This window comes from Streptomyces sp. NPDC057939 (assembly GCF_042887545.1).
Classification (GTDB): domain Bacteria; phylum Actinomycetota; class Actinomycetes; order Streptomycetales; family Streptomycetaceae; genus Streptomyces.
In genome coordinates, this window is sequence record NZ_JBHVPG010000023.1 from 19,891 (window position 1) to 35,562 (window position 15,672).

A 15,672-nucleotide genomic window follows, 5' to 3' on the forward strand; every position below is an offset into this window, starting at 1 on the left:
GCGGGCACGGGCCGGGGCGGCCACACGGTTGCCGCCCCTGGCCCGGCCGTACCCGCAGTCACACCGCGGCCGCGGGCGCGCCCTCCCCGTGGTCGCGCGAAGGGCGGTGTGCGAGGATCGCGTGGTCGATTCGGCACCGGGCGGACGCGGAGACATGGAACGGTCACGAGGGAGCGATGAGTCGGGTGGGCGAGCGCCCCTCACGGAAACCAGCCCCACGACGCCGGGTGTCTCGCTCCCCTCGACGGCTGCCGACGCCCGCGACCGGGTCGCGGCGCTGCTGCGGCGATCCGGACTCCCCCACGACGCGGACGCCGTGACGGACGCTCTGATGGTGACCACCGAACTCGTCACCAATGCCATCCGGCACGGCGGCGGCCTCGCCGGCTTCCACGCCGAGGTCCACGACGACGCACTGCGGGTGTCCGTGGCCGACCACAGTCACGAAGCACCCGTCGCCCAGACCAGTCCACCCGCCGGAATCCGCATCGGCGGCTACGGCTGGCCACTGGTGCGGAGTCTCGTCGACGACCTGACCGTCACCCCGCACCCCAACGGCAAACAGGTCACCGCGTACCTGAAACTTCGCTGAGCCAAGCGCCCCGTCGCGGCCCCCGGCGGCCGGCGACGACGACACGACCCGCCGCCGCGGCCCTTCGACCGGTATCGGCGGGCGGGTTTCAGAGACGGGGCAGGCGGGTGAACGTGCCCGTCGTTCCCGACTCGTTCGCGCGGACCGAGGCGACCCGTGAGCGGTCGTCGTAACGCGGCTCCCGCGGCGAGGGACGGATCGAACGCCGGCGACGCGTGGAAAACGAAACGGTTTGAGACAAGACAGAAAAAGGAACTCAACCGTCCGATTTCTGGGTTCCAAACCGAATTCCTCACCCCGCACGGACGAGACATCCTCCGCGTGACGCAAGTCACCCACGGCGCGTGCGACTTGGTCCGGTTTGCACCCTGAAAATCGTTGGACGGCCGTCCGCGTGATGTGTTTTCCCGCGCGCGAACCGTCGAAACGCTCTCCCGGCACACATTGATTCACCACCGGCCTGTTTCTGGCCAGTCTTTTCGAGGCTCCTGACCAGCGGATACGATCCGACGGGAAGTGGGGGCTTTCGGTCGTGAACCGACTCGTGGGCGAGTCGTTTACCGCCGATCGAATAGAGGCCTTCACCTTCGACGTTGATGCATGTTTCGGAACTTCTCCGAAACCGACGACTAGGACAACGATGAAGGCACGTAAGGCAATGGCGCGAACCCTCGGTGCGGCAGCGGGTGCCGGCGCCCTCGCGTGGTTCGCGATGGCGGGCGGCGTGACGGGGGAATCCGTTGCGGACACCCCCTCCGTGCGTGCGGTCGCCGACGAAGGCCCTGGCTACGCCATCGAGGACTTCGCCTACCCGAACGCCGACAAGATCCTCGCGGAGCAGCACATCACGCTCAAGCGCGGGGACGGGAACATCCTCCTCGCCGACTGCGCCGGCTCGGCCGACGTGCTTGAGGTCTGGGGACGCCAGAACGAAAAGATCTGCTTCACGGTCACGGGGAACAGCGGCTACCTGTCCCTGGAGATTCCCGCCGTCTACACCATCAAGGGAAACAGCTACAACACCCGGGTGGCCATGTCGGCCGGCGCCGAGGAGAAGACCTTCGAGGTGACGAAGAACACCTGGAGTCCGGTCGGCGAGAGCGCCGACGAGCAGGGCCGCGATTTCATGCTCATGGAAATCAGGACTGTCAAGTAGGCCGTAAGGGGGGCCACATGGAGTTGCTCATGCCCGCCCTTGCACGGAGCGGCCATTCCCATTCGCCATGTGGTGTACGCGCGAATCACGAACCACGAACCACCGACTCCACGCGGCCCTTCTCCTTGCACCCCGCAGCCCCCCTCGGGATTGCGGCGGCGGTCCATAGGAATGAATCAGGCTGAGGCGACCAACGGCCGACAGCCGTAACGGCGTTGAGATCCGGGCCGCTCGATCACCGGCCGCCTGTTCCGAACCGCCCCGAGGCCGTCACCCGGCCGGTCGGAACTCCCGAACCCACGTGTGGTGCGCCTGAGCAGGCACTCCTCGGTTCGCCGACCCGCCGTTCCACACGCTCGCCCGCCGAACTTGGAATCCGTACCCGAAGGATGCTCTGCATGTCTCTTCTCCGCTCACGCACAACCCGGATGACCGGCCTGCTGGCGACGGCCACCGCCGTCGCCGCCGGCCTCACCGCCGTCGTCCCGGCCCACGCCCTCACCGGCCCCGAGGCCTCCGCCGGTCAGCACGCCGCCGTCGTCAAGCTCAGCATCGGCGACGAGGCGAACGCTCGTTCCTGCACGGCCACGCTCGTGGACGAATGGTGGATCGCCACCGCGGCCAGCTGTTTCGCGGCAATCCCCGGTCAGCAGGTGCCCGCCGGCAAGCCCGCGTTGAAGGCCACCGTCACGCTCGCCGGAGGCGAGACCCGGGAGGTCGCGGAGCTCGCTCCCCGTACCGATAGGGACATGGTCCTGGCCCGGCTCGCGCTGCCCGCCAGGGGCGCCACCACGGCCAAGGTCTCCCGGTCGGCCCCGACGGCCGGCACGGACCTCACCGCCGTCGGCTACGGACGGACGAAGACCGCGTGGGTGCCCGGCAAGCTCCGCACCGGCACGTTCACGCTCAACGCCGCCGACGCCACCACCCTCAACATCACGGGCAAGGGCACCGACGCCATCTGCAAGGGCGACACCGGTGGTCCCCTGCTCAACTCAGTGGGCGAACTCGTCGGCGTCAACAGCCGTTCATGGCAGGGCGGCTGCCTCGGAGCCGCGCCCACCGAGACCCGCACCGGTGCGGTTTCCGCCCGTACCGCGGATCTCGGTGCGTGGTTCGCCGAAACCACCAAGCCGCGGCGCTCCGCCGCCGCGAACGAGGCCGGCGCCGGCGAGCGGATCCGCTGGGCCGACTTCGACGGTGACGGCAGGCCCGACTACATCAACGTCGCCGACAGCGGCGCGGTCTCCGTCTGGCTCAACCGGGGCGGCAACCCGGCCGGCCCCAACGGCTGGCAGCCCCTGGGACAGGTCGCCACCGGCCTCACGAACGACCGCAACCGGGTCCGCTTCGCCGACTTCGACGGCGACGGCAAGGCCGACTACTTCCTGATCAACACGGACGGTTCCGTCGAGGTCTACCTCAACCAGGGCGGAGATCCGGGCAACGGGTGGAAGTCCCTGGGCAAGGTGGCGGTCGGCACCACCAACGACCCCAGCAAGGTCCGCTTCGCCGACTGGGACGGCGACGGCCGCTCCGACTACCTGGCCTTCAACGACGCCGGTGAGGTGCACGCCTACCTCAACCGTGGCGGGGACCAGTCCGGCAACGGCTGGCCCGCGGTGGGCAAGGTCGCGTCCGGTGTCACCAAGGAGCGCAACCGCATCCGGTTCGCCGACAACGACGGCGACGGCAAGGCCGACTACCTCTTCGTCAAGCCCGACGGCAAGGTGGACCTCTACATCAACCGCGGCGGCGACCCCGTCCCCAACACCGGTTGGCTCACCGTCGGACAGATCGCGAGCGGCTTGACCACCGATCACACCAAGGTGCAGTTCGTCGACTTCAACGCCGACACCCATGCCGACTACGTCCTCGCCGGAGCCGGCAACAGCGCCACCGTCTTCGCCTGGAACGGCGGCGACAAGGGCAACGGCTGGATCGATCTCGGCAAGGTCGCGAGCGGTACCTGACCAGGACGGGGTTCCCGGCACACCGGGAACCGGCAGCAGGGCTCGACGTGACCGACCGCCTCAGGCCCTTCCTCATGGGAACGGTCCTGGGGCGGTCGTCCGTTGCGCCGGTGTCCCGTCCTCCCGGTGAGGCTCTCCCGCAGTCCGGAGCCCCACCTTCCGTCACTTGCGAAAGCGACCCAGCACCATGAATCGCACCGTATCCGCGACCTCCGTCCTGGCCCTCGGCGTCGCCGCGCTCGGCCTGGCCTGCACGCCGACCGTCGCGGCTCCTCAGCCCGCGCCCGCATTGACGCGGATCATGCCGCTCGGCGACTCCATCACCGCCGGATTCGGCAGTGACGGCGAAACCGGCTACCGCGCACCCCTGTGGAACCTGCTCTCCGCGCAGAGCCGCTACACACCCGACTTCGTCGGGTCCGGGTCGTTCGGCGGGGGCGGTGATCCAGACAACGAGGGCCACAGCGGCTACACCATCAAGAACATCAGGGACGGCATCGACGGCTGGCAAGCGGCCGCGAACCCCGATGTCGTACTGCTCCACCTCGGCATCAACGACCTCAACTCCAACAAGGTCGATCCGCATGTCGCGGCAGCGGAGCTGGCCTCGCTCATCGACCGTGTCCAGGCCAACAGGCCCGGCACGGCCGTGATCGTGCAGGGCCTGCTCCCGGACACCCGCGGCCAGCACGACCGTGTCAACAGCTTCAACGCGGACCTGCGGACCGCCGTCTCGGCCCGGGCCGCGGGGGGTGCGCACGTGCGGTACGTCGAACCCCCTCGCCTGGACGGACCCACGGAGCTTCCCGACGGGCTCCACCCCAACGAAGCCGGCTACCGGAAGATGGCCGCCGCCTACCACCATGGACTGGAGCAGGTCGTCACCGACGGCTGGGCGTCCCGCACCGCCGCACGGCGGACCGGAACCGAGTCGGGCGGCACAGGGAGCGTCCGCTGGGCCGATTTCGACGGCGACGGCCGGCCCGACCGGCTCACCATCGGCGCCGGCGGCGAAGTGCGAGCCGCTCTGAACCGCGGCGGGGAGGGCGCGGGGACGTGGCAGGACATCGGCCGCATCGCCACGGGGATCACCTCCGACCGCACCCGGGTACGTTTCGCGGACTACGACGGCGACGGCCGGGCCGACTACCTGCACATCGCCCCGAACGGCAACGTGACCGCCTACCTCAATCAGGGTGGCGACGTCAGCGGCCCCAACGGCTGGAAGCACATCGGCCGCGTCGCCTGGGGCACGACCACCGCCCACGAGCAGGTCCACTTCGCCGACCAGGACGGAGACGGACGCACCGACTACTGGACCATCGCCGACAACGGGGCCGTCAACGTCCACCTCAACCGGGGCGGCGACCCTGCCGGAGCCACCGGCTGGATCGACCTCGGCCGCATCGCCACCGGCACCACGGCCGAGCACAGCCGCGTACGGCTGGCCGACTACGACGGAGACGGACGCGCCGACTACTGGACCCTCGGCAAGGACGGTGGCGTGACGACCCACCTCAACCGGGGCGGTGACCGCCACGGAGGCTGGAAGTCGCTCGGCCGGACCGCGGCCGGTGTGACCACCGACCAATCCCGCGTCCAACTGGCTGACGTCACCGGCGACACCCATGCCGACTACCTCCTGCACGAATCCGACGGTCGCACCACCGTGCACGCCTTCAACGGCGGAGACCCGACAGGCGGGGGCTGGACCGACCTCGGCAGCATCCCCCGTACGTCATGACCGCGCCTGCTCCACGACCGCAGGCGCCGGACCTGACACCGCCGAGCACGGTCGAACACGACAAGAAGGCCTCACCCCGCATGCTGCACAAGATCATCACCCTGACGACCGTCACGGCAGTCGGCGTCGGCGGCCTCCTCGGGGCCGCGGCCGCCCCCGCGTCGGCCGCACCCGATCCCGCTCCGCCCGTTCTTCGCGTCATGCCGCTGGGCGACTCGATCACCGACGGATACCAGGGCACGACGGGCCTCGGCTACCGCCTGCCCCTGTGGCAGAAGTCCCTGACCCACGCCCGTTTCCGGGTCGACTTCGTCGGGTCCCGTCAGGGCGGGCCGACCGGTGACTCCGACAACGAGGCACACAGCGCCACCATGATCAACGACATTCGGGCGGGAGCCGCCGGCTGGGTGCGGGCCGCGGAGCCCGACGTGGTCCTGCTCCACGAGGGCGTCAACGACCTGGACCGCGGAACGGACAAGGCCGATGCCCCCGCACGGCTCGCGGCGCTCACCGACGAGATCCTCGCCGCGCGTCCGGGCACCACCATCGTCGTGATGGGCCTTATACCGACATCGAACGTTCCGGGGATCCCCGCCTTCAACACCTCGGTGAGGAGCTGGGTCTCGGCCAAGGCCCGGACGGGCGCCAAGGTGCGGTACGTGGACGCGCCCGCGCTGGGCCCCGGCGAGATGGCCGACGGCCTGCACCCGCGGGACGCCGGCTACGCCAAGATGGGCGACGCCTTCTTCGAGGGCATCGACAAGGCCGTACTGGACGGTGTTGCCGTCCGTACGCACCGGGGCAGGGCGGGCACCGAATCGGGCGGCACCGGCCCGCTGCGCTGGGCGGACTGGGACGGCGACGGCCGGACGGACCGGATCCACGTCGCGGACGGCGGCGCCGTCCGCGTGGCGCTCAACCGGGGCGGTGACGACCGCGGAGGCTGGACCGACCTCGGGCAGATCGCCTCCGGGCTCACCACGGACCGCAAGCGGGTCCGGTTCGCCGACTGGGACGGGGACGGCCGGGCGGACTACGTACTGGTCGCCGAGGACGGCAGCGTGTCCGTCTACCTCAACCGGGGCGGCGACGGCCACGGCGGCTGGGACCTTGCCGCGTCGGTGGCCCGCGGATTGACGCGGGACGCCGATCAGGTCCGCTTCATCGACTTCGACGGCGACGGCCGTACCGACTACGCCCTGCAGCGCCCCGACGGCCCCGTCTCCGTCTTCCTCAACAAGGGGGGCGACGGGCACGGCGGTTGGCAGGACCGCGGCACCATCGCCACCGGGGCGACGACGGATGTGTCCCGCGTGCGGTGGACGGACTTCGACGGGGACGGCTACGCGGACTACACGGTGGTCGCGGCCGACGGTTCCGTGCAGACGTACCTCAACCGCGGCGGCGACGGCCACGGCGGCTGGTCCGTGCCCGCGAACCCCGTTTCCACGGGTGCGCCCACCGACCCACGTCAGGTGTCTTTCGCCGACTTCGACGGTGACGGCCACAGCGACCACATCCGGAGCGGCGCGGACGGCTCCGTCCGAGTCCTGCTGTGGAACGGCGGCGGGGCGGACGGTTGGAGCGACCTCGGCCGGGTGGCGGCCGGATCCTGACGGGGAGGCCCTCCGACCCTTGCGAGTCGGAGGGTCCGCCGGCCCGTCGAGCCGTGGAACACGCCGGCGCGCCCCGCCCCTCGTGGCCGCGCGATCGGCCCGCCCGCAAACCGGAGGAACACCACGGACCGTCACGGAGAAAATGCGTATCCCAGATCAAATATGTTATCGAATAACGGAGTTGACGATACATGGGTCCTGTTACGATCGGTCCGGAAGTGGGGGGACTTCCAAGGGTCGGCGACTCGGACTTTCGAGCACGTCCATCCTCATTCGGAATGCTTCCTTCACCTCCTCATTGACGACAGTTTCGGCTATTGGCCGAAACCGACGACTGGGAAAGCGATGAAGGTACGCAAGACGATGCTCCGCGGTGTTGGCGCGACCTTGGGTGTCGGCGCCCTGGCCTGGCTCGTGGTCGGTGGTGGGGTTTCGGCCGCGCCCGTTCCTCCCGTTGGGGGGTCCGCCATGGCGGCGGTCGCTGATGAGGGTCCCGGTTATGCCGTGGAGGACTTCGGTTACCCGGATGCCGACAAGATCCTCGCGGAGCGGGGCATCACTCTGAAGCGCGGCGACGGTCACATCGTGCTGGCCGACTGCGCGAGTGCGACCGACCTGCTGGAGGTCTGGTCCCGTGCGAACGACAAGATCTGTTTCCGCGTCACGGGTACCACCGGGTACCTGAGCCTTGAGATACCCGCGGTGTTCGCGGTCAAGGGCAACAGCTACTCGGCGAAGGTCGACATGACCACCGGTCCCGAGGAGAAGCAGTTCGACGTGAACAAGAACGCCTGGACACCGGTCGGCGAGAGCGCCGACGAACAGGGCCGCGACTTCATGCTCATGGAAATCCGAACGGCCAAGTAACACACGCCGTACGCGGGGCGCGCTCATCACGCCCCCAGCACTGCTCCGTTGAATCCGTCGGCCCAGCAGCCGACCCGCGCCGCGGCGTTCGCGAGGCATGCCCGTCCGCCGCTCCCTGACTTCGAAGGAAGAAACGTGTCCGCACTCCCTCCGCGCGCTGCGCGGATATCCGGCCTGCTCGCAAGCTCCGCGTTACTCTCGACGACCCTGCTGGCCGCCACCCCCGCCGCCGCGCTCACCGGCCCCGGGGCTGCCGTCGGCGCTCACACGGCCGCCGTCCGGCTCGCCATCGGTGACGAATCCAACTCCCGTGCCTGTAGCGGCACTCTGGTCGACCGCTTCTGGGTCCTGACCGCAGCGAGTTGTGTTGCCACCAATCCCGGAAGCACGGTCCCGGCCGGCAGGCCGGCCCTGAGGACCATCGCGACGCTCGGTGGCGGCAGGGCGGTCGAGGTCACCGAGGTCGTGCCTCGTGCCGACCGGGACGCCGCATTGGTGCGGCTCGCCTCCCCCGTCACCGACATCGCCCCCGCCGCGCTCGCCACCGCGGCCCCGACGGCCGGCACCGAACTGACCGCCGCGGGGTTCGGCCGTACGAGGACGGAATGGGTACCGGAACGGATCCACACCGGCACCTTCACCCTCGGCTCCGCGACGCCCACCACGCTCGCCCTGACCGGAAAGGGCACCGACGCCATCTGCAAGGGCGACACCGGTGGCCCGCTCCTCAACTCCTCCGGCCGGATCGTCGCGGTCAACTCCCGTTCCTGGCAGGGCGGCTGCCTTGGAGTTCCAGCGACGGAGACCCGTACGGGCGCGATCTCCGCCCGCACCGACGACCTCGCCGACTGGCTTCGGGAGGTCCGGTTCACGACCGCCTCGATCCAGAACGCACTGAGCAACCGCTGCGCGTACGTCGGTTGGCGCACTCCCGACAACGGGGCGCAGGCACAGCAGGTCGACTGTGACCCTCAGTTCTCCGACCAGCTCTGGAAGCTGGAACCGGTCCCGGGCGGGTATCAGATCCGGAACCACCACAACAACCGCTGTCTCGTCGTCTCGTGGCGTACTCCAGAGGACGGCGCGCCCGTGACGCAGTACGACTGCCACCCTGAATTCGCCGATCAGGTGTGGAAGCTCGAACCAGTCGCCGGGGGTGGCTATTCCATCCGGAACTCGGTGACCAACAAGTGCATGTACGTCTCCTGGCGCACTCCGGAGTGGGGAGCTCCCGTGACACAGGTCAGCTGTGACTCGCGGTACATCGACCAGGTGTGGAAGATCTGAACGATCTGCCAATACGCGCGGAGGTTGCCCTCGGCGAGCGCCCGGGGCAACCTCCCTTGCGCCTTCACGCCACTGGATCGAGCCGGCCGGCCCCATGTTGCCGCGCGCAAATCGGCTGCCTGGTGTCAGGGGAGTTGGATCGCGTTCCAGTTCCAGCCGGCCGAGGCCGGCACCACTGCACTGGAAGAGAACGGCTGAATGTGACCGGCCGCATCGGCCAGACCCGTGCACATCTTGATCGAGCCGTCCCCGAACCGATACGTCATCCCGACATGGGCACGACGGGCACCATTGAAATCAACGGAAACCAACTTCATCGAGCCCCGGTCCCAACTACTGACGGGAACCGCGTACCCCGCCGTGAATTCACCGAAGCCACCCGCCGCATTGAGGAGCGGGCCACCGGTGTCGCCCTTGCAGAGAACGTCGGAGCCCTTGCCGGTCAGGGTGCAGGTGGTCGCACCGATCCCATCGAGCCTGAAGACGCCGGAGTGGAACTTGTCCGGTACCCATTCGGTCCTGGTACGGCCAGATCCGGCGCCGGTGAGCACCGCTCCCGTGGCCGGAGCGGCGGTGGCGCGCGCAATACCCGCGAGGCCGACGGCGAGCGGGAGGAACTGACGCGGCCGAAACCCCACCGCCGACCACGAGCAAGGCCAGGGCGCCGACACCCAAGGCCGTGCCAACACCGCGGAGCATTGTCTTGCGTACCTTCATCGCTGCCCTATTCGTCAATGCGGGAATAGCCGAAGCGATGGACCCGGGACGCAGGAGTACGCCGCTTCACGGCGCGGGGAAACGAGCATCGACGCGAGCCGACCCCCGGATCTCTGACCTACTCGCCCGAAGAACCGTTCGGTCCTCGATGCCCTTCCGGGGAAAGGCCGGGTTGCGAGCATGCCGACGGGCGGAGGTGCCGCCGCGATCCCACCGTATGTAAAAGCCTGGGGGAGTTCTCCCCCCTCACGACACCGAAGTGATGTGCACCACAGTCGACTTTGCGCGCACTCCCGGAAGAAATGGTTCCGGAGCTCTTGATTCCACATCTGGCTGAAATTGGATTCCGTATCGACATTGCTCAAAAACAGTGTTTTCCCTCTGCGGATTTCAACGTAGTGTCGCGCTGACCGGCCGTCCGAGTCCCTGCCCGACTCCCTTACAACGCGCAGGACATGGACGCCACCCAAAACAACTCGCCCTCCAGCCCTGTGCCGTCACGTGTGGACGTGGCCCGCCGGGCGCTGATCCCCGAAGGACCGTTTTGGATACCACTTATTGGAGTCGGCGTCGTGTGCTGGAGGCCGTCGCGGCAACCACCGTCGTCGCCGCCACGTCCAGCCTCGTACTCAACCCACTGTCCGCCTGGGCGGACGACGCCCCACCGGCCGGCGGTGATCCGCTACGCCTGCCGGACACCGAGCGGGCGAAGGTGGTCAGGGCCTGGCTGCTCGGGGGCAGGGCCGTTCGCGCCGCCGCGGCGGCCGCGCTCATAGGATCCGATGCCGACGTACAGACCTTCCTCACGAACCGGTTGGCGAGCGACACGGCGCAGGACAACCGCGTCGCGCTCATGAGTGGCTTGGCGGCCGCGGGCAAGGGAACCCGTCGCGACGCCACCAGCGCGCTCAACAACGGGGATTCGGCCATCGCCGCGTTCCTCGGCGGCGGCTTCAAAGCCGCCATCATGGAGGACCTTCGGGTGGCCACGGCCACCGTCATGACGGTGGGCGGCAAGGCCGTGAACCGGGCGGGCAATGCCGCGCTGAACAACGGCGGTCAGCCGGCGCTGGAAGCGTTCCTGGTGGACGGCCAGTACGCGGCGCGACTTGAGGACATGCGCGTCGATGCCTCCAAGCTGATGGTGCAGGCCGGTCCGGAGGTACAGAAGTACGCCAACCGGGCCCTGTCCGGAACGGCTGACGACATCGCCTGGTTCCTGGACACCGGGCAGCACATCGCCCGGGCGCGCGACCAGGAACGCGTGAAGATCGAGGAACTCGTCGCCGTGGTGCAGCGCGAGGGCAAGAACGCCGAGGCCAAGACGCAACAGGCGGAGGAGTCGGCCGCGCGCGCCGTGGCGGCGGCGGCCAAGGCCAGGGAGGCCGCGGAAAGGGCTGCCGCCGAGGCGCAGGCGGCTCAGAACGACGTGGCCGCGGCCGGCCGGGCGGCCCGCAAGGCCGGCGATGCGGCGAAGGGCGCCGCCGACGCGTCGCGTGTCGCGATCAACGCCTCCCACGCGGCCATCACGGCATCCCGTCGCGCCGCCTACGCCGCTGCGGCCGCGAGCCAGGCAGCGGCCAGCGCGGGCTCTGCCGCTGCGGTGGCTTACGGCGCGGCCATCGCCGCGTCGAAGGACGCCTCCCGCGCGTCCGCGGCCAAGGACGCGGCCGTCGCCGCCCGCAACGCCGCGTCGAAGGCCCGTAGCGCGGCGCAGGCCGCCGACAACGCGGCCAACGCCTCCGCCCAGGCCTCGGGCGCCGGTGCCGCCGCCGCGTCCGCGGCGCGCAACGCCGCCGCTGCCGCCAACGCGTCGGCCCAGGCCGCGGACTCCGCCGGTGCGGCGCAGGCCGCCGCCGCCGAGGCCAGGCGCCAGGCGCGGATCGCCGGTGCCAACGCCACGATCGCCACCAACGCCGCCGGGACCGCGCAGACGCTGGCCAATGCCTCCGCGGCAGCCGCGCGAACCGCCCGGGACGCGGCGAACAGCGCCGCGGCACACGCGGACAAGGCCGCCGCGGCCGCGGAATGGGCAGCCCAGTACGCCGGTCAGGCGGTGGACTACGCCAACAAGTCCACCGAGTTCGCCAACGAGGCCACCAAGGCGGCGAACACCGCCACCGAGGCGGTCGACAAGGCCGTCGAGGTGGAGAGGGCCGCCCGCGAGGCCGAGTGGCAGCGCCTGGACCAGGACACGCAGCGGGCGGTCGCCGAGATGGGTCTCCTCTCGGAGCTCGAAGCACAGGAACGCGCGGAGTACGACCGCAAGCGGACCCAGGCCGACCAGACCGCCCAGGCCACGAAGGAACTCATCGCTCAGGCCGAATCGGCCCTCAGGTCGGGGAACACCGCGAGTGCCACCGACCTCGGCCGCAAGGCCGCCCTCGCCCTGATGGAGTCGAAGGGCGGCTGGTCCCAGGAGGCCGCCCGGTACGCGCTGGCCGGTGCCGAAGCCGAGATCCATGCCTGGATCGATGTGGACCGGCATATCGCGCAGCGCCAGGACGACCGGGAGTCCGCCCTCTACCTCGCCCGGATCACCACTCCTGGTGTGGCGTCCGCCGCGGCCACCGCCCTCGGCAGCGCCGATCCGGACGCCGCCGGCAAATTTCTGGCCGCGGGAGCCGTACAGGCCGCCGCGACGGACAACCGCGTGGCGGTGGCCCGTGTACTGAGTGAGAACCCCGGCACCGCCGTGAAGAAGGCGGCGAACGCGGCGCTGGACGCCGGCACGGCCGACGGCCTGTACGAGTTCCTCGGCGCGGGCTTCCAGAAGGCGCTGGAGGAGGATGACGCGGTGGCCACCGCGACGCTCCTGAGGACCGGAGGTCCCTACCTCAAGGCTCACGCCCAGGCCGCGATGGAGGGTCCGGCCTGGATCCGCCGCAACTTCATCGCCGAGGTCCAGTACAAGAGCGCCCAGCTCGACTTCGACTCGGCCACCCACATCGCCGCCATGCAGGGCGCGATCGCCGCGGCGGCGAAGATCGCGCACAAGGCACAGGTGGACGCGGCGCGCGCCCAGGAGGCCGCGGCCAATGCCCGCAACGCGGCATCCGAGGCGGTGGAGTGGGCGAACAAGGCGGAGGCGTCGGCGGGCCGGGCCAACACCTACGCCGAGCAGGCGAACACCCTCGCGACCAGCGCCGAGCAGTCGGCGAAGGACGCACAGACCTCCGCGAACCGGGCTGCCCAGGCCGCCGTCAACGCCCGGTTCGCCGCCAGGTCGGCGAACTATTCGGCGTCCCGTGCCATCGAATCGGCGCGGAGCGCGGTCGCCTCGGCCAACGCGGCCCAGAACTCGGCCGCTTCGGCCCGGGCCTCGGCGCTGCAGGCCAACCAGGACGCGAACACCGCCGCGACCGCCGCCAGCCAGGCGTGGCAGATCGAGGGTGAGAAGCGGCGCGCGGAGGTCGTCGCCGCGGCCAGGAAGGCGGCCGAGGAGGCGCAGGCGGCCAAGGCCGCCGGCACCAACCAGTGCGACTCCACCGCCTACGACACCATCAAGGGCCCCACGATCGGGGACGCGAAGTGGTGGGCCGAGTACCTGCACACTGCCGGCATGGTCGCCGGCTTCGTGGGGGTGGGCGTCGGGATCGTCGGAATCGGTGTGGGGATCTTCTTCCCGCCCGCCGGTGCCCTGATCATGGCCGCGGGTCTCGGTATCGGTATCGGCGCCGCCGTCCTCGACTCCGCCAGCGCGATCTTCTACGGGATCGGATATGGCTGGTCCAGCAACGAGTTCAAGAAGCAGGCCGGAATCGCGGCGCTCAGCACCATCACGCTCGGCATGTCCGGCGTCATCGGCGCAGCCTCGAAGGGGGTCTCCAAGGGCGCACACGTCGTCGCCAAGATCTCGGAGGTGACACACGAAGCCGTGTCACCCATCGTCAGCTGGCTGAGCTCCAAGACCCACTGACGGCGCCGGGGGCCTCCGCGTAGCCCGACGACGCCACCGGGCCGTCCGCCCTGACTCGCGCCATCACCCCGGTGGGGTGCTCCCGGCCCGGGAGCACCCCACCGAACGTGACAGCCGCCCCGGCGCCGATACCGTGCTGCTCGACCCCCGGTCACGGGGATCCGGAGGAAACCCGCCGGCCCCGTGCGGCCGGCGGGAGCTCACGTGGCCACGCACCGGAGGACACCATCGTGATCACCACTACCGACAAGGAGCTCCTGCGGCGCGCGATCGGCATCGCGGCCCGCGCCATCACCCCCGGCGACGCTCCGTACGGCTCCCTGCCGGCGGCCCCGACGGCACCGTCATCGCCGAGGCCCACGACACCGTACGGAGCGACAGTGACGTCAGCGCCCATCCGGAGCTGAAGCTCGCCCGCTGGGCGGCGCGCGAACTCGACCCGGCGCGGCGGCACGCACCACCATGTACACCAGCTGCCAACCCTGCCCCATGTGCGCCGTCGCGGTATCGTGCGTCCCTGGCCCGGCCGTGTGGTCCACGCGTGCTCCACGAGCAGTTGGTCGAACTCGACCCGCGGTCGGGCGCTGGACCGACGGTGGAGCATGACGGACCGGCCCTGTTCGACGAGGCGCGCATCCCCATCGACCGCGACTACCGGGCCCAGCCCGCGGTCACAGGGAGCGCGCCGCCTCCACGCCGTTCGCGACCGTGATCACGGACCCCACCCCGGTGATGTCGAGGAGCCGCACCAGCTGAGGGGGGAGCGGGCCCGCCACCACCAGGCGGCCGGTGCGCAGCAGGCGCATCAGTTGGTTGAGCACCGAGGAGTCGGCGAACGTCAGCTGCGCGACGTCCACCACGATCCTCCGCAGGCCCGGATCCACGACGGCCTGATCGGTGGCGGTCCTGAGAGGTCCCACGGTGTCGAAGTCGAACTCCCCCGCGCACACGATCACACGGACATCGTCCACGTCGGGCAACACCCGTACCTGCGTCTCCACCCGGCACTCCCCATCGATCATCGGCAGGGTCCGAACCGGACGACCCTGCCCGCCAACACAAAGAACGGCCCACCCCACGCCGTTTCCGCGACGGCCCTCCCCCTCGTGGAGCGCGGCGGGGTGGTCGGGCGGGCGTCGCCGGCAAGGGCCTGTCCGTTGCGCGCGCGCAGGGGCCCGGACGCCGTCCGGCCCCCGGGCCCCGTAAGAACTGCCACGTCGTCGCACCGGGCCGGCGAGCCACCTGATCCGTCCGATCCGTCCGATGGTTCACCCCGGGCGAGCCGTGCGGTCTCTCCGGGCCACGCCAGAAACCATAACCACACCGGGACTCAATGTCTACTTCGGCCAAGACAGATTTTCGGGCGTTCATCGGCCACATAGTCGGCCCCCGCGAAGCCGGGTCAGCCGTCGTCCCCGGGAGCGTCGCGGAACTCGAAGAGGTGCACGGCCCCCGTCATCTCCAGCAGCCGCCGCAGCTGCGTCGGCAGTGGCCCCGCCAGCTCGACGGCGCGCGTGTTGCGCAGGCGGATCAGCACGTTCAGGAACGACGAGTCCGCGAAGGTGACCCCCGTGACGTCGAGCACCAGGAGCTTCGCGTCACCCTCGCGCTCGCAGGCGCCCGTCAGCGTTCCGGCCGTGTCCAGGTCGAACTCCCCCGTGCACACGACAACGCACACGCCGTCCGCCTCGTACCGGACGGTGACCTGCGGCGATTCCATACCTGCTACCTCCTGCGATGTACCTCGACGGGCCGAACCACCCGTCGTCGCGACCGTACCTCCTGCCCCGCCGAGACCGAC

General features: G+C 70.2%; 11 protein-coding genes and 1 pseudogene. 9 read left to right on the plus strand and 3 right to left on the minus strand.

The window, feature by feature from the left end; translation table 11 throughout:
• Positions 1–154: 154 nt before the first annotated feature.
• The 7 genes from ACFVS6_RS23890 (at position 155) to ACFVS6_RS23920 (ending at position 9,235) form a co-directional block, all read left to right on the plus strand.
• Positions 155–592, plus strand: a complete 438-nt coding sequence (locus ACFVS6_RS23890) for an ATP-binding protein (protein WP_389706682.1) — start codon at positions 155–157, stop codon at positions 590–592.
• Positions 593–1,250: 658 nt separating this feature from the next.
• Positions 1,251–1,748: a hypothetical protein gene (locus ACFVS6_RS23895; RefSeq protein WP_389706684.1), complete on the plus strand. Its 498-nt coding sequence runs from the start codon at positions 1,251–1,253 to the stop codon at positions 1,746–1,748.
• Between the two features lie 398 nt (positions 1,749–2,146).
• Positions 2,147–3,721 carry an FG-GAP-like repeat-containing protein gene (locus ACFVS6_RS23900; protein ID WP_389706685.1) on the plus strand — a complete coding sequence of 525 codons (1,575 nt, stop codon included), beginning with the start codon at positions 2,147–2,149 and terminating at the stop codon, positions 3,719–3,721.
• Positions 3,722–3,908: 187 nt separating this feature from the next.
• Complete coding sequence (locus ACFVS6_RS23905; RefSeq protein WP_389706687.1) at positions 3,909–5,465, plus strand: GDSL-type esterase/lipase family protein; 1,557 nt, start codon at positions 3,909–3,911, stop codon at positions 5,463–5,465.
• Positions 5,462–7,081 (plus strand): FG-GAP-like repeat-containing protein, encoded by a 1,620-nt coding sequence (locus ACFVS6_RS23910; protein ID WP_389706689.1) that lies wholly within the window; start codon positions 5,462–5,464, stop codon positions 7,079–7,081. The genes ACFVS6_RS23905 and ACFVS6_RS23910 overlap by 4 nt, the downstream gene beginning before the upstream one ends.
• A gap of 345 nt (positions 7,082–7,426) precedes the next feature.
• Positions 7,427–7,948 carry a hypothetical protein gene (locus tag ACFVS6_RS23915; RefSeq protein WP_389706691.1) on the plus strand — a complete coding sequence of 174 codons (522 nt, stop codon included), beginning with the start codon at positions 7,427–7,429 and terminating at the stop codon, positions 7,946–7,948.
• A gap of 135 nt (positions 7,949–8,083) precedes the next feature.
• Positions 8,084–9,235, plus strand: a complete 1,152-nt coding sequence (locus ACFVS6_RS23920; protein ID WP_389706692.1) for an RICIN domain-containing protein — start codon at positions 8,084–8,086, stop codon at positions 9,233–9,235.
• A 125-nt stretch (positions 9,236–9,360) separates the two neighbouring features.
• Here ACFVS6_RS23920 and ACFVS6_RS23925 read toward each other — a convergent pair whose 3' ends face one another.
• Positions 9,361–9,786: a hypothetical protein gene (locus ACFVS6_RS23925; RefSeq protein ID WP_389706694.1), complete on the minus strand. Its 426-nt coding sequence runs from the start codon at positions 9,784–9,786 to the stop codon at positions 9,361–9,363.
• Between the two features lie 740 nt (positions 9,787–10,526).
• On the opposite strand from ACFVS6_RS23925, the gene ACFVS6_RS23930 reads away from it, so the two are divergent.
• Both ACFVS6_RS23930 and ACFVS6_RS23935 read left to right on the plus strand, forming a co-directional pair.
• On the plus strand, positions 10,527–13,871 hold the full coding sequence (locus ACFVS6_RS23930; RefSeq protein WP_389706696.1) for an ALF repeat-containing protein: 3,345 nt from the start codon (positions 10,527–10,529) through the stop codon (positions 13,869–13,871).
• A 230-nt stretch (positions 13,872–14,101) separates the two neighbouring features.
• Positions 14,102–14,583 (plus strand): annotated as a pseudogene (locus tag ACFVS6_RS23935) (nucleoside deaminase).
• Here the strand turns inward: ACFVS6_RS23935 and ACFVS6_RS23940 are convergent.
• Together ACFVS6_RS23940 and ACFVS6_RS23945 are read right to left on the minus strand one after the other, a co-directional pair.
• Positions 14,543–14,872 (minus strand): STAS domain-containing protein, encoded by a 330-nt coding sequence (locus tag ACFVS6_RS23940; protein WP_389706698.1) that lies wholly within the window; start codon positions 14,870–14,872, stop codon positions 14,543–14,545. The pseudogene ACFVS6_RS23935 and the gene ACFVS6_RS23940 overlap by 41 nt on opposite strands.
• Before the next feature lie 401 nt (positions 14,873–15,273).
• A complete protein-coding gene (locus ACFVS6_RS23945; protein ID WP_389706700.1) occupies positions 15,274–15,591 on the minus strand; it encodes an STAS domain-containing protein in 318 nt (105 codons plus the stop codon).
• Between the last annotated feature and the right edge of the window lie 81 nt (positions 15,592–15,672).